Source organism: Symmachiella dynata (assembly GCF_007747995.1).
In the GTDB taxonomy this organism is placed as follows: Bacteria; Planctomycetota; Planctomycetia; order Planctomycetales; family Planctomycetaceae; genus Symmachiella; species Symmachiella dynata.
This window is the reverse complement of sequence record NZ_CP036276.1, coordinates 4,509,418-4,535,468: the sequence shown is the minus strand read 5'-3', so window position 1 is coordinate 4,535,468 and position 26,051 is coordinate 4,509,418. Positions and strand designations below refer to the sequence as shown.

The 26,051-nt window shown below is 54.9% G+C and carries 18 protein-coding genes and 1 tRNA gene; 12 read left to right on the top strand and 7 right to left on the bottom strand.

All coding sequences use genetic code 11. The annotated features are described in order from the left end of the window. Nucleotides 1–143 precede the first annotated feature (143 nt). Both Mal52_RS17115 and Mal52_RS17110 read right to left on the bottom strand, forming a co-directional pair. Entirely contained in the window at nucleotides 144–1,211 is a 1,068-nt protein-coding gene (locus tag Mal52_RS17115; protein ID WP_145377521.1) for a Kelch repeat-containing protein, read from the bottom strand. A 41-nt stretch (nucleotides 1,212–1,252) separates the two neighbouring features. Next, nucleotides 1,253–3,370 (bottom strand): alpha/beta hydrolase, encoded by a 2,118-nt coding sequence (locus tag Mal52_RS17110; RefSeq protein WP_197534273.1) that lies wholly within the window; start codon nucleotides 3,368–3,370, stop codon nucleotides 1,253–1,255. Between the two features lie 220 nt (nucleotides 3,371–3,590). Between Mal52_RS17110 and Mal52_RS17105 the strand changes: the two genes are divergently transcribed. Continuing rightward, nucleotides 3,591–4,460, top strand: a complete 870-nt coding sequence (locus Mal52_RS17105) for an alpha/beta hydrolase-fold protein (protein WP_197534272.1) — start codon at nucleotides 3,591–3,593, stop codon at nucleotides 4,458–4,460. A 233-nt stretch (nucleotides 4,461–4,693) separates the two neighbouring features. Then, a tRNA-Leu gene (locus Mal52_RS17100) sits at nucleotides 4,694–4,778 on the top strand. A 421-nt stretch (nucleotides 4,779–5,199) separates the two neighbouring features. Here the strand turns inward: Mal52_RS17100 and Mal52_RS17095 are convergent. Beyond that, nucleotides 5,200–6,144 carry a formate/nitrite transporter family protein gene (locus Mal52_RS17095; RefSeq protein ID WP_145377517.1) on the bottom strand — a complete coding sequence of 315 codons (945 nt, stop codon included), beginning with the start codon at nucleotides 6,142–6,144 and terminating at the stop codon, nucleotides 5,200–5,202. 579 nt (nucleotides 6,145–6,723) lie between these two features. Between Mal52_RS17095 and Mal52_RS17090 the strand changes: the two genes are divergently transcribed. From Mal52_RS17090 to Mal52_RS17055, 8 genes are all read left to right on the top strand, one after another. After that, entirely contained in the window at nucleotides 6,724–7,710 is a 987-nt protein-coding gene (locus Mal52_RS17090; RefSeq protein ID WP_145377515.1) for a PP2C family protein-serine/threonine phosphatase, read from the top strand. 75 nt (nucleotides 7,711–7,785) lie between these two features. After that, entirely contained in the window at nucleotides 7,786–9,285 is a 1,500-nt protein-coding gene (locus Mal52_RS17085) for a DUF4301 family protein (protein ID WP_197534271.1), read from the top strand. Nucleotides 9,286–9,416: 131 nt separating this feature from the next. Next, the gene (locus Mal52_RS17080; protein ID WP_145377511.1) at nucleotides 9,417–11,630 is read left to right on the top strand and encodes an HAD-IIB family hydrolase; all 2,214 of its coding nucleotides are present in this window, start codon (nucleotides 9,417–9,419) and stop codon (nucleotides 11,628–11,630) included. Beyond that, nucleotides 11,614–13,596 carry an amylosucrase gene (locus tag Mal52_RS17075; RefSeq protein WP_145377509.1) on the top strand — a complete coding sequence of 661 codons (1,983 nt, stop codon included), beginning with the start codon at nucleotides 11,614–11,616 and terminating at the stop codon, nucleotides 13,594–13,596. Before Mal52_RS17080 ends, Mal52_RS17075 begins: the two co-directional genes overlap by 17 nt. An 18-nt stretch (nucleotides 13,597–13,614) precedes the next feature. Then, entirely contained in the window at nucleotides 13,615–16,257 is a 2,643-nt protein-coding gene (treZ, locus tag Mal52_RS17070) for a malto-oligosyltrehalose trehalohydrolase (protein WP_145377507.1), read from the top strand. A gap of 318 nt (nucleotides 16,258–16,575) precedes the next feature. Next, a complete protein-coding gene (locus Mal52_RS17065) occupies nucleotides 16,576–17,469 on the top strand; it encodes an aldo/keto reductase (protein WP_145377505.1) in 894 nt (297 codons plus the stop codon). 492 nt (nucleotides 17,470–17,961) lie between these two features. Then, nucleotides 17,962–19,281 (top strand): PQQ-binding-like beta-propeller repeat protein, encoded by a 1,320-nt coding sequence (locus Mal52_RS17060; protein ID WP_145377503.1) that lies wholly within the window; start codon nucleotides 17,962–17,964, stop codon nucleotides 19,279–19,281. A 193-nt stretch (nucleotides 19,282–19,474) separates the two neighbouring features. Then, nucleotides 19,475–20,476 (top strand): DUF3738 domain-containing protein, encoded by a 1,002-nt coding sequence (locus tag Mal52_RS17055; RefSeq protein WP_197534270.1) that lies wholly within the window; start codon nucleotides 19,475–19,477, stop codon nucleotides 20,474–20,476. 18 nt (nucleotides 20,477–20,494) lie between these two features. Here Mal52_RS17055 and Mal52_RS17050 read toward each other — a convergent pair whose 3' ends face one another. Both Mal52_RS17050 and Mal52_RS17045 read right to left on the bottom strand, forming a co-directional pair. Next, entirely contained in the window at nucleotides 20,495–21,022 is a 528-nt protein-coding gene (locus Mal52_RS17050; RefSeq protein ID WP_145377498.1) for a cyclic nucleotide-binding domain-containing protein, read from the bottom strand. 3 nt (nucleotides 21,023–21,025) lie between these two features. Beyond that, nucleotides 21,026–22,255, bottom strand: a complete 1,230-nt coding sequence (locus Mal52_RS17045; protein WP_145377496.1) for a Glu/Leu/Phe/Val family dehydrogenase — start codon at nucleotides 22,253–22,255, stop codon at nucleotides 21,026–21,028. Nucleotides 22,256–22,520: 265 nt separating this feature from the next. Here Mal52_RS17045 and Mal52_RS17040 point away from each other — a divergent pair, with 265 nt between their 5' ends. Beyond that, entirely contained in the window at nucleotides 22,521–23,024 is a 504-nt protein-coding gene (locus Mal52_RS17040; protein ID WP_197534269.1) for a GspE/PulE/PilB domain-containing protein, read from the top strand. A 289-nt stretch (nucleotides 23,025–23,313) separates the two neighbouring features. On the opposite strand, the gene Mal52_RS17035 is transcribed toward Mal52_RS17040, so the two are convergent. Then, nucleotides 23,314–24,654, bottom strand: coding sequence for an MFS transporter (locus Mal52_RS17035; protein WP_145377492.1), 1,341 nt, complete (start codon nucleotides 24,652–24,654; stop codon nucleotides 23,314–23,316). A gap of 225 nt (nucleotides 24,655–24,879) precedes the next feature. Here Mal52_RS17035 and Mal52_RS17030 point away from each other — a divergent pair, with 225 nt between their 5' ends. Continuing rightward, nucleotides 24,880–25,353: a DUF6717 family protein gene (locus Mal52_RS17030; RefSeq protein ID WP_197534268.1), complete on the top strand. Its 474-nt coding sequence runs from the start codon at nucleotides 24,880–24,882 to the stop codon at nucleotides 25,351–25,353. A 52-nt stretch (nucleotides 25,354–25,405) separates the two neighbouring features. Here the strand turns inward: Mal52_RS17030 and Mal52_RS17025 are convergent, their stop codons facing one another. Then, nucleotides 25,406–26,002 (bottom strand): hypothetical protein, encoded by a 597-nt coding sequence (locus tag Mal52_RS17025; RefSeq protein ID WP_145377490.1) that lies wholly within the window; start codon nucleotides 26,000–26,002, stop codon nucleotides 25,406–25,408. Between the last annotated feature and the right edge of the window lie 49 nt (nucleotides 26,003–26,051).

Sequence of the window (26,051 nt, the reverse complement as noted above, 5' to 3'; positions counted from 1 at the left end):
GGGGTGAGGGTTTTCGCACAACTGTGGTCGGTCATCCCCGCTATGTGCTCTTTGGCTAAAATATTTCGCCGATGCGTGTACAGCGCATTGGTGCGTTGGGGGAATCTGTTGTCCTATGCGAGAATGGTGCGTCGCGACGCATCCTACGGCTTTGACGGTTTGCGGGTGAGTTTCCAGACGTCGCTTTCGAAGTTGTTTCCCGCGACCATCCAGAGGGCATCTTTGAAGACAAAGGCGCTGGCGGCGTGGCGGGGTTTCCAGGGGGTGCCAGGGAGTTCTTGCCATTCGGTGCCGTCGGTCGAGGCCCAGACGTCGTTGCGGTTCGCTTGGTTCCAACCTTCCAGGACCCAGAGCCGACCGTCGAAGGCGGCGACGTCGTGGTATTGTCGCGGCTTCCACGGAGGCGCCGCAGCGTGTCGTTTCCATTCGATGCCGTTGGTCGTGCTCCAGACGTCGTTGTAGAAATTGCGGTGCTGCGTGGTGGGGGTGTCATACGTCCCGCCACCCAGGATCCAGATGCGACCGTTGAGCACCGCAGCCCCGCCGATCATACCGCGCGGTGACCAGCAGGGTTCTTGCGGCTCGATCTTTTTCCAATGGATGCCGTCGCTGCTGTTCCAAACGTCGCGATAAAACGCTTCATCGGCAGGGGCGAATGCCGGCATCGTCTGGCCACCGATGACCCATAGTTTTTCGTCATGCACAACGGTGTAGTGCAAGGCACGCGGACCCCAGGGGGCCTTTTTCAGGACGAGTGTCCAATCTTTACCGTTTGTCGAATTCCAGATGTCACTTTGGTGATGCCCTTGGAGCGGATCGCCGCCGATGATCCACATTTTGTCTTGGAACACGGCGTACCCAGCGGTATGGCGTCCCTCCCAATCTTTGGCGGAATCAAAGTCTGTCCCCAAAAATGTGTTCGGCTTAATCTCCGTCCAGTCGCGGCCGTTGGGGGAACTCCAGACGTCGTTACTGCATTTGCGTTTGAGACGCATCGGGTTCCAGCCGCCAATCAGCCACATCCGCCCGCGATAGGACAAGGCCCCGGCGCCGTCGCGCGGCATGAATGGGGCCTTGGGATTCACGCTGACCCATTCATATCGATCAGCCAGACTGGTGACAGCGGCATCCTCAGCGACGACCGTGGATCCGCACACGGACCAGACACCCAGAAGGCACAGGACAGCTAAAAAAATTGCCGATCGTTTCATCGTGTTCTCCGACGTACGTAGTGTCTGCTCTACTGGGCGGGTTACTTTTGAGGAGGTTTGCGGATTTGCAATTGCTTCTCATCCCAGCCCAGATTCTTGGCGGTGTCCGCTGCGAATTGCCAATGGGCAGCTTCGCCGTCGTAAATTCGCACTTGGGTGTTCTCGGCAGCCATAGTGACCGCTTGTGGGACGTCCAAATAACGCAGCACATTGAGGAACGTCGGACCGTCGTGATGCGATGTGGGCAGGTTATAGAGATCCAACCGCTTCACCGCCGGTTCAAACAGCGACGCATACAACGCCAGTCCCGCCGAATGGCCGTGTGCTTGTAACCACAGCGGCACGTCTTGGAATCCCTTGATCGCTTCCAAGGCTTGTGCTGCACGGCGGATGTCCCAGACTCGCATGCCGTCAATGGTTTGTCCCAATAACATGAACCGTCGGCGAATGTGTGTATTCTTCTTCTTGTTTTGATTCCAGATCGTGGGACCAACGCCACGCGGAGCGATATAGGCCATACCCCACTTGAAGCTTTTGAACATATCGCGTTGTTCCGCAAATGCCTTTTTGTCACCTTCGGGCAGTTGTTCTCCTGCCAGTTGCTCGGCAAACTGCGGACGCATCATTGCCAGGAAATCCTTCCAGCCCGCTTCGTCGAGAACGTTCATCACGACCAGATCCAGTTCACTCGGCTTTAAGCCCTCACGATACGTGACATACAACCGAAGTTCGATATTCTCCTGCGAGGTGAAATCATAAGCGCTAAAGTGCACGCCGTCGCGAGCGACGGAAAAGGCCGGTTTTAGGTCGAGCGATCTGGCATCGGCGGTCTCTTCTTGGGGCCAGGCGCGGAATGATTTTTCCCGTAGCGCCGTCAGCCAACCATCGCGGGCAGCCGTCCATTGCGAATCGGTCGTGATCGACTCGGGTAGGTCTGCTGTTTGGGTAAAAGTTTCGTGGATGGTCGTGTTTTTCTCGTCGGTTGGGTTTTCTTCAAAAACGCGCAACTGTTCCGGTGTGAAGAATTTTGTTGCTGCCGTTTCGATCAGCGGTGAATCCCCTTTGAGAAAGCGATCGAACCATTGAAACGCATGGATCCGCAGCACCTGCGTGTCGGCGTGCGGCCCTTCGACAATTTGCAGACCGAGTTTATCTCCGGCTCCGAGTAAGTCGTAGATGTTGCGGACCTGCTCGTGCACGCGCACCACGCCGTCGAGCGGGAAGATCCGGTCCTTGTCGGTGTTGGAAATCAATAGTGGCCGTGGAGCGACCAGAGCGGCCACCTGGGCGTAGTCCCAGCGATAGGTATTGACCATGAACATACAGTCACAATGCCCCTCGACGACGCCATCGACGACATGATTCTCCAAATCGGTAATGCCGGCCACCGGCACGGCGACTTTGATTCGTTCATCCAGAGCGGAAATCCACCACGTATAAGCGCCGCCGCCGGAACGTCCCGTCGCTCCGATCCGCTCCGGATCGACTTCCTTGCGCGATTGCAAGTAATCGATCGCGCGGACGCAGTTCCAGGCTTCCACTCCCGCCGGCGTATAGCCGCGAGCATTCCACCACCACATGCCCTTGTTGTGCGTTCCGTGGTGCAGTCCTTCGATTTCACCCAACTGCAACGTGTCGATCATCAAGCAGACATAGCCGTTGCGGGCGAACCATGCACCGTGGTGTTGGTAGTGTGTCTTGTTGCCGTAGCTGATGCCGTTCTTTTTGACTTTACCGTGTCCGCAGACGTAGAGAATCGTCGGCGCTGGTTTGTCGAGGTTCTTGGGAAGATACAAATTGCCCGTGACGTACAAACCGGGGCGCGATTGGAACTGCACTTTCTCGACGGTGAACTCTTCATGCTGCACCGTGCCGGTAACGACTGCCTCCAGAGGCGTTTTTTCCGGCAACGGATCGAGGCCGAGCATTTCCTGCAGTTGGGCATGGAACAATTCGCGATGAGCTTTCCAGTCCTCGGCGGTTTTGATGTCCTTTAAAGAGACGTCGGAAATCTTCGCGGTTTCGGTGCGGAAGTACGCCTTGAGCATGCGGTCGCCCCGCGTGGTGTCGACGCTGGTTTTCTCTTCCGCCCAACTCCGCCCCGTCAATCCGCACAAGACACTCAATAAAATGGCCAATCGCATACCGCCACGCCGCATGATGAATTCCTCGTATCGTTTGAGCAAATCGGTTCTGTTTGTGGAATCGCCGCAACCGTCCTGTTGCAGCGATCATTCGTCTCTGTGATTATAGCCCGACGCCGTCGCACGTGATACAGTGGGCATGCAGTTGGCTGCTGGTCAGCACAACAGCCGCTTCCGAGGATTCCGTAACGTGTTTCGATGCTCGGACAAAAATGGAGCTGCAGAGAGCCTATCCATGCCACGTGACATTTATCGCGGACAGTTGCTGCTGAGTTGGGTGGTGGTATTGCTAGTCCTGCAGCAAGCAGATTTGGGATCCGCACTGGCAGACGAGAAGGTTTCGATTTCCACGGCGCAGAAGGAGAAGCACGACGTACGTCTCCACACTGTGACCTCTCCCTACCAAGCTGGCGAAACGCAAATTCGCGTCTTGCTGCCGCGCGAGCGAAAACCAGAGGAGAAGCTCAAGGTATTGTACGTCTTGCCGGTGGAGGCGGGGAACGGGCAGCGCTGGGGGGACCCCGTGGCGGAAATCGTGAAACACGATTTGCACATTCAGCATCATCTGATTTGTGTGTTCCCCACGTTTTCGACGCTCCCATGGTATGCCGATCATCCTAGTGATCCAACGATTCGTCAGGAGTCCTATTTCACAAACGTCGTCGTCCCTTTTGTGGAACAAGCCTACCCGGCGGATGCGACTCCGGACGGGCGGCTGTTGGTGGGTTTCAGCAAATCAGGCTACGGGGCCTATAGCCTGTTGTTGCGGCATCCGGAACTCTTCAGCAAGGCGGCCGCGTGGGATGCCCCGCTGATGGTCGCTCAGCCGAACCAATACGGAATGGGACCGATATTTGGCACACAGGAGAATTTTGAAAACTACCGTGTGACGTCACTCCTGAAAAATCGCGCCCCGCTGTTACAAAAAACACCCCGGCTGATCCTCGCCGGCTGCGGCGGATTCCAAGAACAGCACATCGCTGCTCACGCTCTGATGGACGAATTGAAAATCAAACATCTCTACCGCGACGGCCCGAAACGGGAACATTCCTGGAACAGCGGATGGCTGCCCGAAGCAGTCGGCTTGCTGCTGGAATCGCCATAGCGATCGACAACCAGGCTTGGCGAATGTTTGTCAATTTTCACAGTAGAAACCTGAGAACGAATCTGTATAATGCTCGATGTCCCAACGCTCGCAAGACGTGGGGACCGGCCAGAATCCGTCGAAAATCGCCAGCGGGCTTCGCATAAGCGTTCCCCGTGTGAACTACGATCGAACACGGATTGGCCCACACAAGTGCTTTGCTGAAAAGTAATTGCAGCCAGAGCACCAGCCCAGCCCAAGTGGCGGAATTGGCAGACGCGCTAGGTTCAGGACCTAGTGGGAGATAATCCCGTGGAGGTTCAAGTCCTCTCTTGGGCACTTTTGATTGAAAACGACTCACGGCAATTCGCTGTGAGTCGTTTTTTTGTTGGAATTCGACCGTTGCCAGTTCGTTGTCAAACCGACGAGTTCTGGAGCCTCCTGTTCCCGATGGTTTGAGCACACCCCGGGATGCGGTGTTTGGCGATCGTCTGAATTGCTTGGCCGGGATTACTGGCACCGCGTTGAGTCGTGGTCGGATCTGATTTCCCACCGTGGACACCCGTTTGGCTTACGTTTCACTTGGCGGGGAAAAAAAATCGAAAGATTATTGTTGCAAGATGCAACAGGGCACGTTAGTCTACTCATGGCCCGTTTGAGTTGGCAGCTTGGGTTTACCCAAGGCGAGCGCCTGCCAATTCGCGGGCCATTTTTATGCGCCCCTGACTTTCGCTAGAGGCGGCAGATCGCACCGCTCAGTTTACGAATCCTCAGTCTTGATGGATGACTCTTCGCTGGCGGGTTGCGTTTTGCGGATGTGGGCGTAGTTCAGCACTCCGACAAACAGGCTGCCCCCGATTAGGTTTCCGAACAGCGCCAGGCCAATGAAACGCATCGTCTGCCGGAGTGTGAATTCGTCGCTGATGAACAGTGCTGTGAACATCTCGGCGGAGCCGGCGATGGAGTGGTGTAGTCCTCCCAATCCAATGAGGAACGTCACCACGTAGATCGAAACCATCTGGCTAAAGCCGATTCTTGTGGAGATCACCAGCCAAGCGCCGAGGGCCATCAACCAACCGGCGAGTAGTGCGCTGACAATGAGCGAAAAGGCGTCGAACTCCACCAAATGGTGTCCGATCGCCACGTAACCCGCCTTGGCTTGAATGACCGTTTCAGTCATTGTTAACAAAGACGCACTTGCCGCCGCTCCAAAGAGATTGCCGGCAATCACAATGACCCACAATCGGAGCAGCATCTTAAAAGTTGCTTGGCGGTCGAGCAGCGGATAGACGGCTGTGGCGGTGTGTTCGGTGTAGAGCTGAGCTCCGCTCATGACACACAAAACAAATCCCAGTGGATACACAACTGCCGTGGCGATTCGCGTCAGCAAGGTTGATTCCAGTGGGGCAACGGCCTGCGTGACAATCGCTACGGCCATCGCAGAAAAGCCGACGGTTAAGCCTGCCGCAATGGCTGACAAGAACAGCGAAACGGCCGGTCGTTTCAGTTGTTCCAGACCGTCGTCGATCGCATGTTCCAACGAATCATCGGGGTGCCGACGGACTTCGTCGCTGCGTTTGATGATCACGGGAATGTATTGGCCCTCTTCCCAGCTGCGATCCTTTCCTCGCTCGGTGGTCGTTTCTTCTTCTTCACTCGCGACGGTGCCGTCAGGGAGTAAAATCTTGCCCGGTTCCTCAGCCATTCTACATCCTTACGATCGTCTTGCTTTATCTTGATTTGATTGAAAATCAGCTTTATCGATCTCGTGCGAATTCATTTTACGCAGAAGTGTGCTTCGGCTGATACCGTCGTTCATACTGCTTGATCAATTGAGAGAATTTCTTTTTACAGTGAGATGGAAAGGTCGACCGTCGGAACGATTGGAGTTCTCACGGTCCTGGCACGCGGTTTGCACTATTGTTGGTAGGTCGCTGCACAGCGACACGAAATGTCCGAACTGTTTTTCATAAGGAGTCTTGTGGTTATTGATTCACCCCGTATGAGCGTACGCACGATCGGTCGACGAGAATGGGCCGTAACAGTGCAGAAACGATCAATTGCTGAGCACGTTCAAAGCAAATTTTGCCGACAAGGGCTGCGTTGCGGTCGCATTGAAGCCGATTCTGGCGGTTTTCTGTTCACGGTCGATGGTCGTGAGGAAACCACTCTGGAAGGTTGCCGACCAGGCAAACAATGCGGGCCGGACTGAGATACAGGCGAAATTGCAGATGTTCGAAGTGTCGCCAGGGTCTCGTTACGGGGGAAAGGAAGGACTTTAGAGATGATGAATCTCAGCAAAATGGATTGCTTTGCCATGACTGATCGGGGCCAACGGCGGGCCGAGAACGATGATCAGTATCTGGTCGCCGATTTGGTCAAAGCTGTGCGAATTCAGTCGACCTCACTAAGTTATGATGATCATTCTCGAGTCTCGGGCGATTCGCAGGGAAAAGTTCTGCTAGTGGCCGATGGTTTGGGAAGTCCCGCAGCGGGTAGCCGGGCGAGCACGTTAGCCGTTGATGAGACTATCAACTGCATGGTCAATCGCATGTACTGGTCCGCCTTCGGCCATCCTGCCGAACGTGATGATCAACGTTTGCTCTTCGCTGATTTGGTCACGGCGCTTAAATCATGTCAGCGACGTATTCACGATGAAGCGGAATGGAACGTGGCGAAGCAGGGGATGGGAACGACGCTGACCGTTGCAATCGTCAACTGGCCCGCATTGCATGTGGTGCATGTGGGGGATAGCCGTTGCTATCTCAGCCATGACAATGAATTGCAGCAGATCACCCAAGATCACACCTTAGCAGGAGCGCGCGCTGAAGCCAGGGAGTGTACAATCTCTGAGGCTCAGGAGTCATCTGGCGGAGGGATGCTGTGGAATGTCGTGGGGGGGAAGTCACCGGACATCGATCCCAAGGTTTACAATTCCAGTTTGTCCATCGGCGACACGTTGCTGCTTTGCACCGATGGTTTGCACCAGCATGTGACGGATGACGAGATTGCCGACATCCTGCAGAAGCGGAATTCTGCGCGGCAAATATGCGAAGACTTGGTAAACAAAGCCAATGCCGCCGGTGGAGCAGACAACATTACCGTTGCGGTCGCGCGTTTTCATGATACAAAACAGAAACCGTTGAAACAGGATCAGGAAGTCGTACAGGAGACGGGGACTGTGGATTTCGGTGGCGCGGCGAAATTGGATCCGGCCCCTCAGGCTGCCACGATTCCAGTCGCCACTCCCGGCAAAGTTGTGCCCCGTTAAGTGCACCGTTGGATGTATTGAGCGTGAAGCCAACTTCTCCTTAACACAACAGAGTCATTCAGGATGGATTTATTGATGTCGTTTACTGATGCCGACCAGGAATTCTGGCGGCAATATGGTGTGAGTCTTGATGAGGTACAACGGCAACAGGCACAAATGGTGAACCGGCCACCGGCGCCTGAATTAGTCCGACCATGTACGACCGGCGATGGGATTGAGCAGTTGCCTGCGGATGTGCACAGCGAGTTAATCGCGACGCACCGCGCAGCGGTCGACGCGGGACGGTGGTTGAAGTTTGTCCCCGCTTCCGGGGCGGCGACACGCATGTTTGCGGTGACCTCGGATGAGGACAAGCAGCGGTTTCGCGAGGCGTTGGAACAGTTTGCATTCGCCGACGATGTGCAACAGTGGTTCACTGAGCAAGGCATTGACCTCAACGATCAGTCATCCACTCCCCACGACGATGTGGTGGTGAATGCTGTCATCTCCTCCCCCGGTCTTGATTTCGGACGGCTTCCCAAAGGTTTGGTGAAGTTCCATCAGTATCCCGACCAGGCGCGGACGCCCTTTGAAGAGCATCTGTTGGAAGCAGAAGCAGGATTCGGAGCGGAAGGGAAACCGCTGAAGGCGCATTTTACCGTCGGTGCAGACCACGTCGATTTGTTTGCCGATCAGTTGCGGAAATTTGCTGCTGCACGCGAAAACACTCCACTCGATGTTGGGTTTTCTGTGCAACATCCATCGACCGACACGATTGCTTTGGATGATGATGGAGAACTGTTGCGCGATGAGCAGGGGCAACCGGTCATGCGTCCGGGCGGACATGGAGCGTTGGTTGAGAATCTGCATGAGGTTCAAGGCGACTTGGTTTTTATCAAAAACATCGACAATGTCGGCCACGCCCATGCACAAGACGCTTCCGTCAAATGGATGCAGGTATTAGGCGGATATCTCGTCCGTCTGCAAGCTGCAATTCACCAACATCTGCGGGCGCTCGAAACGGGAGACGCTGCCGCTGTGACTGCTGCCGCCGATTTTGTGAAGGTCACATTTCCGAATTCCCTGCAATCACAAACCACTGACCAACAAGCTTTGCGTGCAGCGCTCATCGCACAATTGCGACGTCCGCTGCGTGTGTGTGGTATGGTCGAGAATGTCGGGGAGCCGGGCGGGGGGCCGTTTTGGGTTCAGAAACCGGATGGCACCATTTCAGCGGAGATCGTCGAGTCGGCTGAAGTTGATGGGGAGAACTCCGAGCAACAGGCGATTTTTGGCAAAGCGACCCACTTCAATCCGGTGTTCATCGCCGCAGCAGTACGGGATGAAAACGGCAAGCCATTCGATCTACGGAACTTTGTGGATCATGATCGAGCGATCATCACGCGCAAGCGGGTGGGAGAGAAATTTGCTACGGTCTTGGAACGGCCGGGGCTGTGGAACGGGACGATGTCGGGTTGGAATACGGTATTCGTTGAAGTTCCCATTGACGTATTTTCTCCGGTCAAGACGGTGTTCGACTTACTGAGAAAGGAACATCAGCCGTCCGGTGATCACGGAGGATCCGCAAAATCCTAAACAACACAACCTGCATGGATGCGACAATTCAACGCGACAATTCACGCGACAGATGCGTAGGCTTCGTGAAAACGGTACGATAGCAACTTCACACTGTTTGCATGCCGATCCTGAATTTTATTGAGGTGAACATGTCCACGGAATTATCAAACGGTTCTGAACCTTCTGTTTCCGACGGCGTTGCTTTTGCAACCTCCACGCGAACCGAAGATTTGAAGATCACGTTGATCAGTATTCATGGCTTAATTCGAGCCCGCAATCCGGAATTGGGGCGCGACGCCGATACAGGGGGGCAGGTCAAATATGTACTGGAGTTGGCTCGCGAGCTGGCGGAACATCCCCACGTTCGTGAAGTCGAGTTGCTCACGCGGCAGATTTTAGATCCCAAACTCGACGACGACTACGCTCAATTAGAAGAGCCGATTTCAGAGAACGCGAAAATCGTCAGAATCCCGTGCGGTCCCAAACGCTATCTGCGCAAAGAGTCGTTGTGGCCTTATCTGGAAATGTTCATCGACCAGACGCTGCCGCACTTCAAGCGGACCGGATTGCCGGACATCATTCATGGGCACTATGCCGACGCCGGCTTGGTGGGTGCGCAATTGGCTCGATTACTGCACATTCCTTTTGTGTTCACCGGCCACTCGTTGGGACGCGTCAAACGTCAACGATTTTCGCTGGGAAGCGTGGATGAGGAAACGCTGGAAAAACGGTTCAAATTTACCACACGCATCGAAGCCGAAGAAATGGCGCTCGAGACGGCGTCGATGGTGGTCACTAGCACGAACCAAGAGGTGCATCAACAGTACGAACTCTACGACCACTACGTGCCGGATCGGATGGAGGTGATCCCCCCCGGCGTTGATCTCACGCAGTTTTATCCCCGCGATGAGAAATGGAGCCCCGGTCCGATTGCCGAGGAATTAAGCCGCTTCCTCCGCGAGCCTGATAAGCCCATGATCCTGACGGTGGCTCGGCCGGATGAGCGAAAAAACTTGGAGATGCTGGTCAAGGTCTACGGTGAAAGTCCGCAATTGCAGGAGCATGCCAATCTGGTACTCGTGCTGGGGACCCGCGACGACGTTCGCGAACTGCCCAAAGCTCAGCAGACAGTGATCGACAATGTGCTGTACCTCATCGACCTGTACAACCTTTACGGAAAAGTTGCTTATCCGAAAACCCATGCTCCCGAAGATGTGCCCGATTTATATCGTTTGGCTGAGTCGACGCGGGGAGTCTTCATCAATCCGGCACTGACCGAGCCATTCGGTTTGACGTTACTCGAGGCGGGGGCTACCGGATTGCCGATTGTGGCTACAAATGACGGCGGTCCGCGGGACATTATTGCGAATTGTTGCAACGGCTTGTTGGTCGATCCATTAAACCGCGAGGAGATTGAGCATGCGTTATTGCGGACGCTGACCGAACCGGAGGAATGGTCGGAGTGGTCGTCCAATGGGATCGAAGGCACGCGTAAGAATTATGCCTGGAGTAACCATGCGAAGCGATATTTGCGGGATCTTGATGATATTCATAAGCACTCCTCCTCCCCAACGCTCATGAACCGGCCGATGACGCGCCGGTTACCGGAATTTGACCGGTTGATCATTACCGATTTGGACAATACACTGACCGGCCATGAGGACTCGTTGGCGGAATTTGTCGACTTGATCCGAGAGAACGATCATGTCGGTTTTGGTATCGCCACAGGGCGTCGATTGGACAGCGCCCAAGAGTTGGTGGAAAAACTGGGGTTGCCGCGTCCCGACCTAATGGATACTGATTGCGGCACGCAATTACATTACGGAGAAAGCCTGACCCCGGATAAAAGTTGGCAAAAGTCCATTGGATACGCTTGGAAACCTCGCGAAATACGCGAAGTACTGGACAATCTGCCTGGACTGTTCATCCAAGACGAAAGCCACCAGTCGGATTTCAAAATCAGTTATGAAGTTGATTTCAGTATCTCGCCGACTTTGGCTTCCATTAAAAAAAGTCTGCGCGAAGCGGGCTTGCGTGCTAAAATAGTCATGTCGTTGGGAATGTACCTTGATGTGATCCCGGTCCGCGGCGGCAGCGACTTATCAATGCGGCACGTGCTGTGGAAGTGGGGCTTCGCTCCGGAGCATGTGTTGGTGGCCGGTGATTCCGGCAACGACGCCGGCATGTTGTTGGGGCGAACGTTGGGCGTTGTTGTAGGCAATCACAGCAGCGAATTGAATCGACTGAAAAATCTTCCTCGAATTTATTTCGCGAAGGCCGAAAACGCGGCCGGAATCCTCGAGGGTATACAATACTACAACTTTTTGGACAAAATCGTCATTCCCAATGATCGGATTGAATGATAACGGCGCTCCCGAAGGGATTGAGTTCAAGGCCGATCTGACTTTGGAACGACTCAAGCCGCGGTTGGAGGAAGTCTGGCGGAACAACGAAATTGATGAGGCGCAGCGCAGTGAATTCGAGCGCCGCTTACACGCGCACTGGCGTCCGCTGTTTGAGATTTTGTTTCGCTTGTACGGTTCGCGGTACGACTTCTTTTTTCATATCGAGCGTATCCTGCAGACGGCGGCCCAGGCTTGGTCCGACCGTCCGGTGGAACTGCGCGATTTGGACCGCCACCGCATCAATGAACCGGATTGGTTTCAATCCGAGAAGATCGTCGGCGGTGCGCTGTATGTCGACCTGTTCAGCGACAATCTCGTCAAGGCCCGTGAGCACGTCGATTATTTTCAGAAATTGGGCCTCTCCTATCTGCACCTCATGCCGCTCTTCGCCGTGCGACCGGGCAACAATGATGGCGGTTATGCCATTAGCAATTATCGCTCTGTCGATCCGCGATTGGGGACGATCGATGACCTAAGGATGTTGGCCGCCGACCTCAGACGCGCCGGGATCAGTCTGGTCTTAGACTTCGTTTTTAATCATACGGCTGACGATCACGGTTGGGCAAGAAAAGCTCAAGCGGGGGATCGGGAATACCAAGAGTTCTATTACCTATTCCCTGACCGGACCGTACCCGAACAATACGAAGCGACGCTCCGTGAGATTTTTCCGACCGTAAGACGCGGAAATTTCACCTGGCATGATGGCATGCAGCAATGGGTCTGGACCACGTTCAACAGCTTTCAATGGGACCTGAATTACGGCAACCCCGCCGTGTTCCGGGCGATGTTGGAAGAGATGTTTTTCCTGGCCAATGTCGGCGTCGATGTCCTCAGGCTCGATGCGGTGGCCTTTATCTGGAAACAGATGGGGACTGGCTGTGAAAATTTGCCGGAAGCGCATCTATTGATCCAAGCCTTCAATCATTTGGCACGCATTTCGACGCCGAGTTTGTTGTTCAAATCCGAAGCGATCGTGCATCCGGATGAGGTCGTCAAATACATCAGCCCGCAGGAATGCCAACTCTCTTACAACCCCACGTTGATGGCTTTGCTCTGGGAGTCGTTGGCCACGCGGCAAGTGGGATTGATCATGCAAACATTGCGGCACCGGCACCGTTTGCCGGAACACACCGCCTGGGTCAATTACTTGCGCTGCCACGATGACATTGGCTGGACATTCGATGACGACGATGCGGCGATGATCGGAATCAATGCGTATGATCATCGACAATTTCTCAATCAGTTTTACACGGGACAATTCCCCGGTTCGTTTGCTCGCGGGATTCCTTTTCAAGAGAACATCAAAACCGGTGACATGCGGATTTCGGGAACGATGGCCTCGTTGGCCGGTTTAGAGCAGGCAATCGAAGAGGATGACGAGGAGAAAAAAGAATTGGCGATTCGTCGCATGATTCTGTTGCATGGCGTCACGCTCAGTATCGGGGGCATTCCTTTGCTCTATCTGGGCGAAGAATGGGGCATGCTCAACGATTACGAGTTCGTCACCGATCCCGCCAAGGCGGGCGACTCGCGCTGGATTCATCGGCCGAAAATGCAATGGGACTATCTGGAAGAATTGAACGACCATATCGAATCGGGCAACGGATCGATCCGTAATCACATTTTCAAATCGACACAACAGCTCATTGCCCTCCGCAAATCCTTGCCGGCCTTGGCGGGTCAAAATATGGAGTTGATCAACACGTTCAATTCGCATGTCCTGGGCTATTTGCGGATCTTTGAAGGGCATCGCCTGATTGTGCTGGCGAATTTCTCTGAAGAGGTGCAGTGCGTAGAAGGCAACAAACTCCGCACGGCTGGGATCGGGCGGTTTTTTGAAGATGTGATTGAAAAGAAAACATTTGAGACCTCCGCCCCGGTCGAATTGGAACCATACCAGATCCTGTGGTTAAAACGCGTTTGAGCAGCTTGACGAAAATTAATGAATACCCCCTCGCAGTACGACTGCCCCGTTTTGACAAATCAAATCTTGGCGACCGATCTTGACGGCACGCTGATTCCACTCTCTGACAATCCTCAAAATACCGCCGACTTGCCCCAGTTGGCGGCGCAATTGCAGAGTCATCACGTCACATTGATTTTTATCACAGGTCGGCATTTTGCATCTGCTCAATCGGCGATCAAACAGCACCAGTTGCCACAACCAGACTGGCTGATTTGCGATGTGGGAACGTCAATCTTCCATCGGCAACCCGACGGCGCTTTGCAGACGGTCGATGCTTATGCGGATCACCTCGGCGAGATCGTCGCTAAAATGCCGATCGATGAATTGAAGCAGCATCTCTCCACGATCGACGGGTTGCGTCTGCAGGAATCAGAAAAACAGGGACCGTTCAAGCTCAGTTACTACGCCGATGCCGCGCAGCTGGACCCGTTGGTCGAGCAAATCCGAAAGCAACTGTCGCAAACCGCCGCACCCTATTCGATCATCCACAGCGTCGACCCTTTCAATGGGGATGGCTTAATCGACCTACTCCCCAGCGGGGTGTCCAAGGCGCACGCTTTAGCTTGGTGGGTCGAGCAGAATGATTTGCACCAGGATGCAATTGTCTTTGCGGGCGATTCGGGAAATGATCTCGCAGCACTAACCGCCGGTTACCGGGCGATCGTCGTCGGGAATGCGGATCGTGCAGTCGCGCAACAGGCGTATGCGGCGCATCGTGCTGCCGGTTGGGAAAACCGGTTGTATCTTGCGACCCATCCAGCCACCAGCGGGGTCAGAGAAGGATGCCGTTGGTTTGGATTGGTGGATCGCGAGGAAGCATTGCCCCAAAAATTGGGAGCCACTCCCATAGGAGATCAGTCCACGCATTTTCGCGTCTGGGCGCCCGATCGGAGTCGTGTCGAGGTGGAAGTCGACAACGGTCAAACGACGATCACGCACGCGTTGCAATTAGACGAGACGGGGTACTTCACCGGCATTGTACCGGAGGCTGCTGCGAATGCCCGTTATCAGTACCGGCTCGACGGCGGATCGGTCCGCCCCGATCCAGCCTCGCGGTATCAACCCGAGGGCGTGCATGGGCCGTCGCAGATTATCAATCCCCGCGCATTCCCTTGGACCGATCAAAACTGGCCCGGCGTCGATAAACGAGATCTGGTCATCTATGAATTGCACATCGGCGCATTCACACAAGCAGGGGACTTTCAAGCGGCGACGGCACAACTGCCCGAATTGTCCGCGTTGGGAGTCACCGCTGTCGAGGTGATGCCGGTGGCGCAAACCCCCGGACAATGGAACTGGGGGTATGACGGCGTGAACCTCTTCGCCGTCCGCAACACGTACGGCGCGCCGGACGACTTTAAACATTTCATCGATGCCTGCCATGCGGCGGGAATGGCGGTGATCCTAGACGTGGTCTACAACCATGTCGGTCCTGAAGGAAATTATCTGACCGAGTTCGGTCCCTACGCTTCCACGAAACATCACACCCCTTGGGGGGATGCTTTTAACTATGATGAACCGGGCTCCGGGCCGGTGCGGCAGTTTGTGATCGACAATGCTCTGTTCTGGTTACAGGAGTATCATCTCGATGGGCTGCGGTTGGATGCGGCGCACTTTATCAAAGACGACAGCCGTCCGGCCATTGTTGATGAATTGCGCCGCGACGTGTCCCGTTTTGCTGAAACGGTTAACCGCACGATTCATCTGATCGCCGAGACGAACGTGTTTGATCAGGAGTCGTTGAATGACCAAGTCGACCGGTTGGCGTTCGACGGAGTCTGGTGCGATTGCCTGATGCACGCGATCTATGCACATGCGTTGCCCGATCTACGGATCGCTCATCGAGAATACCTCGCTGGCGATTTAGCCGAGGCGCTGCAACATGGGTTTGTCTATTTTGGTCGCGACGAAAAACGTATCGAGGCATCGCAACGCCAAGACCTGTCGCGCAATGCTCAAGGTAAGTCTTACATAGAGTCGTTCATCATCGGTTTGCAAACTCACGACTCCGTCGGCAATCACCCGCAGGGCCAACGGATTCATCAATTGACCTCCAAGGCATTTCAAAAAGCGGCGGCGGCGTTAACGCTGTTGTATCCCGGCATCCCGATCATCTTTATGGGCGAGGAATTCGCGATCGATGCGCCATTTCCATTTTTCGTCGACTTCGAAGATGCGACACTGAAACAAGCGGTCGATTCCGGACGGGCCCGTGAGTTTCCACAACACGTCTGGGGTGATTTTCTACTGCCATCGCAATCCGATACGTTTTATCAAGCCAAACACGATGTCCCCGACCGCCGCGACGAGGAGATGTTCGCCTGGTACCGTGATCTGATCGCACTGCGAAAACAAGGCCTCGCCGACGGCTGGCTATCCGCCGACCGCATGACGGCCGGTTATGATCCGCAGGCCGATATCTTTTTCCTACGATTTCGCCAAGATTCCGCAACAGAGATCATCGTGCAAACACGGCTCACGGGACCCTCCAAAAGTCCCGGCGAAGCCGTCACGATTCCGACGGAGGGCACTGTACTCTTATCGTCCGCAGAACTTCCGCAAACCGACGACAAAAACATCACACTACATCCCAACCAAGTCGTCATCAGCAAAAACTAGTCAGCAACTCTAGCCAAACATTAAGCGTACGAAGCCACCTACGCCGAAGGCGTAACTCATCTTAGCCTAGGGTCGCGAACAAAGTGAGCGCACCCTAGGAACAAGCGCGATTTCAATTGACTCCCCTGAAGGGGGAGTTCAATCATTCACCCGCCGAGCAATCTTCAACAAACGTTGACAAAACCCTTCAGGGTTTGTTCGATGGCTTTCCCAGGGGGGCACGGCTTCGCCGTTTCCCCTGGGCTATGATGTTCGACCCCTTCGGGGTTCTGTGCGGGAATTCTTAGGTACGTTGTTTCACTATCCGCGAAATGAACCATGATTAAAAAAACATTAGGCCGCACCGGTCTGGAAGTCACACAACTCGGCTATGGCAGCATGGGGCTGCGGGGACCGAACACCTGGGGCGTCCGCACGGTCGATGAAGCCGCGGCCGAGTTGTTTCTGAATGCGGTGCTGGATGTGGGAATCAATTTCATCGACACCGCCCCTGATTACGGAATCAGCGAACAACGCATCGGCCAATACATCGGTTCCCGCCGCAACGAGTATTATCTAGCGACCAAGTGCGGTTGTGCCTATACGCAACATGACGATCACATCGAGATCGATCACGTTTGGACCAAAGAGGTGGTGCAGCGGAACATCGAAACGAGTCTTGAGCGACTGCAAACCGATCATATCGATCTGCTCCAATTCCACGGAGGTGATGCCGAGGGACTGCAAAACGCAGGATTGATCGACTTGATGATGGACTATCGCGAACAAGGCGTGATTCGCTTTATTGGATCCTCCAGTTCCTTACCCCGTCTTCCCGCACTGATCGAATTGGGTGTGTTCGACACATTTCAGATCCCCTATTCCTGCCTCGCACCGGGGCATCACGATTGGATTACGAAAGCAGCCGAGACCGGCGCCGGGATTATCATTCGCGGGGGAATTGCGCACGGCGGCCCCGATGCGGAGATTCAACGCGATGCGCTCAACGATGTCTGGACCGGCGCCCGGCTGGATGAACTTCTCACCGAGGGCATGAACCGCGCCGAACTCATCCTGCGGTACACGATTTCGCACCCGCACTGCGATACCACGATCGTCGGCACCTGCAATGCGGATCATCTGACGGAAAACGTCGCCGCCATCGAAAAAGGCGCTTTACCCGCAGAGCTATACAACGAAATCACGCGTCGCGTCGCTGCTCTGGGGGCATAGCTTGCCACAAGTGCCACTCAGCTGCCTATCCGCTTTGACAGGCTGGGCAGCGGTTGGCACAATGTGAGCGCATTGCTTGCACGACTGCCGTCTGGCGTACTCAGAAAAGATAAACCACGAAAAAGACGAAAGAAACGAAAAAGAACTTACGTTTCTTCATCCAAACTTTTGTAAAGAGTTCAACTCAAGCGCCACAAGTCTTCGCCGTTGCTCTGATATTTGTTTCGTGTTTTTCGCTGCTTTCGTGGTAAAGCGTTCTTGGGTAAAATCAAGATTCTGCGCGTGACGGGAAGGTTTGGGATATTGGCAGATCGAAATCAATGCAAAACGCCAACGGCAACAAACTGCTGTGCTGGGGTTCAGACTAAAACAATCTTGGGTTAATCAAAGTCAGTTCCTCTCGTTTATTCACTGTTACAAATCTTCCGTGGTTGCGGCCAAAGGTCGGGCTCGGTTCTTCAGCAACATTAAAATCCCCGGAGATGATCCGCGATGCGACAGACGAAATTGTTGGCTTTTATTGTGGTGCTCAGTTTGTCTCGGTTTGGTTATGCCGACGACTGGCCGCAATGGTTGGGGCCGGAGCGGGATAGTATTTGGCGGGAAACGGGGATCATCGACAAATTTCCAGCCGATGGACCACCGGTGAAATGGCGGATGCCGGTCGACTTGGGGTATTCCGGACCGGCGGTCGCCGACGGGCGCGTGTTTGTGACCGACTATGTCAAAGAGTCAGGCGACATCGTCAACAGCCCGGGCGGTCGGAACAAACTGAAGGGAAAAGAACGCGTGCTCTGTTTCTCGGCCGAAACGGGTGAAGAGCTATGGAAGTACGAATACGATCGGACTTACAACCTCTCCTATGCCGCTGGTCCCCGCTGCACACCGACCGTGGCGGGGGGGGAAGTCTACACACTGGGCGCCGAGGGGGACTTGGTTTGTCTGACCGCGGACAAGGGAGAACTTGTCTGGCGGAAGGACCTGACCAAAGAATACAACACGACCGCCCCGATCTGGGGTTTCTCCGGGCATCCGTTGGTGGATGGGGATTTGTTGTACTGCCTCGTGGGGGGCAAAGGGAGCGTGGCAGTTGCGTTTAATAAGGATACCGGCAAAGAAGTCTGGCGGGCGCTGTCTGCTGATCCGCAAGGCTACTGTCCGCCGACAATGATCGAAGCGGCCGGCATCAAACAACTCTTGATCTGGGATCCGTACAAACTCAATAGCTTAGACCCCAAGTCGGGTAAAGTATTGTGGAGCGTACCGCTGCAACCCGCCTATGAAATGTCGATCATCGCGCCGCGGCAGTCAGGCGATTTGTTGTTTGCCAGTGGAATTGGTCGCGTAGGAGTCATGCTGAAACTGGATTACGAGAAACCAGGCGTGAGCGAACTGTGGCGGGGAAAAGCCAAGAAGGCCGTTTATTCCGCCGAAGCGACGCCGATTCTTGAGGACGGGATGATCTACGGCGTCGATTGCCACGACGGAGCACTGGTTGGTGCCCGCATCGAGGATGGGGAGCGACTGTGGCAAACCCGCGTGCCGACCAGTGGCGGCAAACGCCGCGCCGATCACGGCACTGTGTTTTTGGTCAAACAGGAAGACCGGTATTTCCTCTTCAGTGAAACCGGTGACTTGATCATCGCCAAATTATCGCCCGAGGGGTACGACGAAATCAGCCGGTTCCACGCCATCGAACCGACGAATGAAGCGTTTGGCCGCCCGGTGGTCTGGTCGCATCCCGCCTTTGCCGAGAAATCGGCATTTATCCGCAATGACAAGGAGATTATTCGGGTCGATCTGGCGGAATGACTTTGTCGGCGATTCTCGGCCTGCTTTCGCTCGACCCTGCCGGATTCTCTTTGCATTCGTTCGGTCTGCCTGGGTAGAATGCGAGCAAAGGTGGCGGACGCTTGAATTTCGCGGCATCAGAATACGCGGCATGAGTGGAGCAGGAGGCAGTCGAGACATGGGCAACACGTTCCAATCAGTACCGAGGAGACGCATGTCCGTCTCCCGCCTCACGCTGCAAACTGCAAAACGACAATGCCGCCCCTATCTTCAAGTGGTTGGAGCATTGCTGGTTTTCTGCAGCGTTTCCATTGTCGGACGTGCGGAGGATCCCACCGACGTACAGCGCTTCCAACCGCCGCCGCCCATCGACACGGAGCTGTCGCGCACCAAAGATGTGAGCATCATCCGTATCGAAGAAAGCGACGCTGACGATGACATTTGGGACAACCACCATGGTTACTGGAAGCAAGAACAACGTGATCATCGCTTCGGTCGTTTGCGTGTGAAAGACGAATTGCTGTTGCAGTTGCTCTGCGGCGAATGCCGCATTTCGCCCTTGCGCGTTTTTGGCGGAAATCGCCTTCCCGAGGGGCGTTACAATGTCGTCATCAAGGGGCTACCCAAGAACGGTTCCCGCGCCTATGCGGCCGACCAATTGTGCCGCACTTTGGAGACGTCGTTCGACATCAAGATTGTCCGCGAAGTCCGCCCAATTCCCGTCCTTACGCTGATGCCGCTCAAAGAAGCTGCGGGGAACATTGGTAAGAAGCTCGAAAACCGCAAAGATGACGATCATTCGCAAAGTGTGAGTACCAGTTCTGACGGCGACGGCGTGACGGAGGTTGAATACCAAGGAAGTCTCGCCAGTTTTGTCGAGTACCTTGAGGAAGAACTTGGCGAGGCTGTGGTCAATACGATCGAGCTGAGCGGACAAGTCACGCTGAAATTCGATCACGAAACCGTCCCGGATGTCGATGATTCCGACTACGATTACTATAGCGCCGAAACGCTGGTTGAGCTTCGTCGTCGGCGATTGGAAGACATCGACAAGAGCTTGCGCAAATACGGCCTCACACTCTGCCGTACGCAGCAGCGCGTGAAGGGGATCTTCATAACCCCGCAGCAGGCTCGGCAGTCCGATGAGACCGCACAGCCGATCAAACAGGTTGCCGGGACCGATGCGGATGTTACCGATGCGGATGTTGCAGAATGAGGCGGGTTTTCCCGCGGCTCAAAACTGCCATTCGCTGTAGAGCTTCGCGCGGAACTCACCCCATTCTTGGCCGCTGCGAGGCGTTTCGCCCGATTTGATGATTTGCCCAACGTATTCGTCCATCGCCCGTAAACGTTCCGAGACGACGGCGATGGTGTTGTAGGCGATCTTCAGCGCCGCTTGGGAACCCAGGTCGACCAGACTGTGGAACCGCGCTCGATCGAGCCGGGCAACGGTCACATCGGTTTCGGCGGTGACGGTGGCTGAATGCGGGGCGGGGTGGAAAAACGACATCTCGCCGAACGTCCGCATCCGTGCCAGCACTGCTAGATCGCGCTGCCCGCCGTCGCGTGTTTTTTTGGTGACTTTGCAACGTCCCTCGATGATGATCCAGATGACTGCGTGCGAGTCCCCTTCGGAAAAAATCGTCTCTCCGGCTCTGTAGTCCTCGATCGACATCAGGTTGACGACTTTTTGCAATTCCTCGGTCGACATGTTCACGAAAATCGGACAGTCGATAAAATCAGCCGCGGTGTATTTCGACACGTTTTACATTCCTCCCAACACGGTAGCGCGGCCCACACGCCCCAATCCAATAATGTACGAAGCGGTCCTGAGCGACACTCCTTTTTCCTCAGCAATTTTCCAAACCTTATTGAGACTCTCCAGCATGATGCGATCCAGTTCTTTACGCACCCGTTCCAAGTCCCAGCGGAAATGTTGGCGGTTTTGCACCCATTCAAAATAACTAACGATCACACCCCCGGCATTTGCCAAAATGTCCGGGAGAATTAATATTTCCCGTTCATTGAAACTCTCGTCCGCCTCGGGAACAGTCGGGTTGTTGGCCGCTTCAATAATGATATTGGCTCGCACGTGCGGGGCGTTTTCTACATTCAACACGCCGCCGACAGCTGCGGGAATCAACACATCGACTTCGCTGGTGAGCAAATCGTCGTTACTGATTGGCTCGGTCCCTTCAAACCCGGCAATGCCGCGATGTTCTTGGGCGTAACGGATCAGCTCCGGGACATCCAAACCCTCTGGATTCCAGACACCGCCGGAAACATCGGTGACTCCCACAATCTTGGCGCCTTGGTCGTGCAGAAACTTGGCCGTGAACGTACCGACGTTCCCGAAGCCTTGGATCGCGATCGTTGTGCCTTTGATGTCCATTTTTTTACGGCGCAAGACCTCCGCCGTGCACAATCCAACGCCACGGCCGGTGGCTTCGGTGCGTCCGTCTGCTCCATGCAATTCTAACGGCTTGCCGGTGACGCAGGCGGGGTTGAAGCCATGATATTTGGAGTACTGATTCATGATCCAGGCCATGACCTGGGCATCGGTTCCCATGTCGGGTGCCGGAATATCCTTATCGGGACCAATGAAGTCATGGATCTCATCCACAAACTTGCGCGTGAGTCGTTCTAACTCACCCGGACTCAAGTTGCGGACATTGACCGAGACCCCACCCTTGGCTCCGCCGTAAGGAATATTGACCAGCGCGGTTTTCCACGTCATCAGCGATGCCAACGTCAACACTTCATCGGCATTGACCTCATGGTGAAACCGTAGGCCTCCCTTCATCGGGCCCCGCGCGCTGTTGTGCTGTATGCGATAACCAATAAACGTCCCGATCTCGCCATTGTCGCGTTCGATGGCGACCTGGACCTTGAGTTCTCGTTCGGGGGTCAACAACAACGTTCGCATGTTTTGAGACAGGCCCATGTGCTCCGCGGCCTGCTCAAAATATAACCGGGCAGCATCAAATGAACTCATCTTACCTGCACCTTCACGTCAATAATTGCGGCACGGCTGAGAAATGAATGGAATTTCGCCGCTACAGCAAGTGTAACTTAGCCATGGTCTGCGTGTCACGTACCGGTTCGTGTACCATAGACATTGGGAACGACGCAAGTGGAAACCCCACCCGCTGGCCGGTCGCGGGAAGTGGAATAAGTCGGCAGACTCCCGAAAAAAACTTGCCCGCCGATTGAAAATGCCCGTAGAATTGAGGCAGCCAATCACTCTCGAAGGGGGCGTCATGGAAATCTCGTCGCGAACCCCGGAAGGGGATGACAACCGTTGCGCGATTTGCGGAAAACCGGTCGTCATCGAACCGTCACAGCCCTCCGGCGATGCACCTTGTCCACACTGCGGATGTTTGCTGTGGTTTGGGGCGAATTCGTATCTCCAGGGCGATTCAAGCGAAGATCCGTCTGAGCAAGAAGTCGCATCGATGCTCCAGGAACATCCGATTTCGATGCAGGTTATTGAGATGATTCCGGAATCGATCGCGCGAGAAAACACGATCATTCCCATTGCTTTGCATGGTGAGGAGTTATGGATCGCCGCGCCTGGGGCAGCGGTCAATGACGATGCCCAGCGGACGCTGAAAGCGATGGAGTTCATCTTAGACCGCGACATCCGCTTGGTTCAAGCGGCCCCTCGCGTCATTCATGCGGCCATCGAAAAACACTACGTTGACCGTGGCGAACCCGACAGCTGTTGGAGCATCTGGGTTGAGTATCCTGACGATCCCCGTTAACGCTCCGCTCGTAAACTACTACCGTCAGGCTGCATTCCCCAAAAGCGATCCGCGCATGCAAAAGCCGCCCGGAGGCGGCTTTTACACGTCGTATTCTTCCTCGATTTGGCTGACTAATGCGAGCTAAATGCGAAGAGACTTCTGCTTTCGTTCTTCAGTTTCCCACATTTAATACGCCATAGTCGGACGATGTGTGGGGGGAATTTCTGGGAATTTGCGAATTTATTAGAGAATCGATGGTCAGTTGCGCGGATGTCGCAAGTGAATGAGTGTAAAGGGGTTATGTGTCTCAAGCCTCCTTGGCGTCGGCTCCATGACGCTCCAGGGAGTCGGTGCAATTGATGAATAGCCAACAGGCGGCGCTGACTAGGTAAAGGGCGGCCACCAGATAGAACAGCGCGTCGTAATTCGCAATCATCTTCTCCTTGCCTTCAACCATGGTCGCCACCGAGTTGAAGTCCAGAACTGCCCCAAAAATCGCCGGTGCGACGACACCTCCGACCGTACCTGACGTATTGATGATGCTAAAGACTGTTGCTGAATACCGTCCCCCCAGATCGGTGCATGCCCCCCAGACCGTTGGTTGGCTCCAGTCGCTGAAGAATTTGACCGCAAACAACGCCCAACCGGCGGCAACGCCGCTCTCGCGGGAGATGACCACAAACATCAACATGCAGGCCACAAACTTACCCAGAAATCCGACAGCGCTACGCGACCAACGTCGGCTCCCCGTGACGCGTATCAGAAAGTCATTACAAAAACCACCCAGCACGCCACCGATGGCTCCTCCCCACAACGGCAAGCTGACCAACAATCCCGTCTTCCCAAGCGAGAAGCCTTTGGTGTTTAAAAAGTAATCCCCCATGAACAGGCTGTAGACCATGTCGGCGCCGGCGCTGGTGAATTGCTGGATGACGAAAAAATACATGCTGCGGTTTTTGAGCACGACATGCCAAGGTAAGACGCGCGGCGCTCCGGCAGCTGAGGGAAGCCGGCCTTCGTCGATGAGCGCGCGTTCCGCATCGTTTACGCGGGGGTCATGATGTGGCGAGTTACGAAACAGTATCAAGAAGGCAATACCAAAGAGCGCGCCGACTCCCCCCATGACCAGCAATCCGGCTCGCCAAGTCAATCCACACCAGTCCATTAAGACGGACGCCAAAATGATGGAGGACATCGCTCCCCCGCCGCGGCCAAACAGCGTGGCAATGATCGATTGCATGATCGTTCGGCTGGAGAGCGGAAACCACGCTTGCGAGACGTTGGCCAAGCTGGGATAGGCGCCGGCTTGTGCAGCTCCAAACGCCAAGCGTGTGGTCGCCAGTCCGGGAAAGCTCGTCACCCATCCCTGACAAGGCAACACCAACGACCAGACGATGATGATCAGCCCCAGGAAAAAATGCGGCCCCATGAAGTCGCTCAAGATGCCCGACGGGACTTGTCCGATTCCGTAGGTGATATTAAAAAAAGCCGCCAAACTCCCCGTCTCGGCCTTGTTAAAGCCGTATTCCGTTTCCAATGCCGGGCCGATGAAATTCCACGTGTAGCGGTGCAAGTACAAAAACCACGACGTGAAACAGGCCAAGGCCAGCACTGTCCAACGGACGTTGGTGGGTTTTCCATCTTCCATACACGGTCCGATTTCTATTGTGGAACACGACAGCGTCGGGGAAATGGGCTGCCGGTGAAATGCGATCCGTGCATCCTAAAGGTCGGCAGCGGTCACGGCAAGTTGGCACTGCTAGCGCATTGGGAATCGCCCATCTTCGCTGGGTTCGATTTGACTGTTGTCGCGATAGGTGAGAGACTGTACGAAGCAGTTGCCACATCCCGCTTGCCACTACGGAGTCTCGCTATGAACGAGTCCAAACGTCCCGTTGTCGATTCACGACGTGTGATCGTTTATTCCTTCTTGGCGCTTGCAATCGCCGGCGGACTGACGTGGTATTATGGGATGAACGGCGATGCGCGCAATTCGCCGAATTCCAACTCCGTGATGATCATCCAGCCGTACCGCTACGCGGGCACTTGGGTGTTCGATGATGAATCGGTGGGGCTGGTCCGCGAGCCATTCGTTGCTGGCGTGCCGGAAATGATCGACGCGCTTGTCGCCGACATTCCCGACGCAGAGCAGGGCTTTCGATTGACGTTTTCCGCCGCCGAATTTCCCGGGTATGAAAAGAAACTCACCTGGACGCGCAGCGACGGGACGGGCAACTACTACCGTCTCGATGATCCGCCGATGGAAGGCTGGATCTGTCCGGCCTTGTTTCAGTATTACACGGCGCCGCCCAAGGCATTGTTCGTGAAAGCCGACCCTGTCCCTTAAGCGGAGTGATTCCTGCGCGTGGCAAGAGATTTCAGCTGACCTGTGTGGACAACTATTTGTCCAGCGGAGCAGGGGCGGGCGGAACGAGCGGACGACCGTCCGTGCTGGTCGGAATGCCAATCTCCGGTTGCGGAACCGGAATGAGTTCGCCCGGTTTGGTCGATTCGGTTTTCAGTTCCGCTGCCGTTGTCGGCGGTGCCGTCATCATCGGCATGTACATATCCGAAGCATCATACACCACACCTTCCATGGGCATCGACATCCCGTTGACGTCCTGCATAATCGTCTCGCTGCTGAAGTCCGACGTTTCGCAGGGGCAGAGATTGCCGGTCGTGGAGCTCTGCTGTTGTGGCATGATGGTTTGGTTGTTGGGAGTGGTGTAGGTGCCATTGACCGGTGCGTAGTTTGTCGCTGCGCCGGCGGTCGCATTGTAGTTGGTTTGATTGCTGGCAATGTACGATGAGTTGGCAGTGGTCTGCGTCATCGTGTTGCCCGTCGTAGCGACCGTGTTGTACCCGCCGCCATAGTTATAAGCCGTTGGGGTATAACCGTATCCGCCGTAGTTGCAACACTGGTCGTAACAGCAGCAACAGCCGGTGGCGACCCAGATCAGGCTGCCGAACAGAATCAAATTGAGCCGGTATCGCATGTTGCCGTTCCTTCTCATGCTACGAACAAACAATATTTCGCGACCTGTG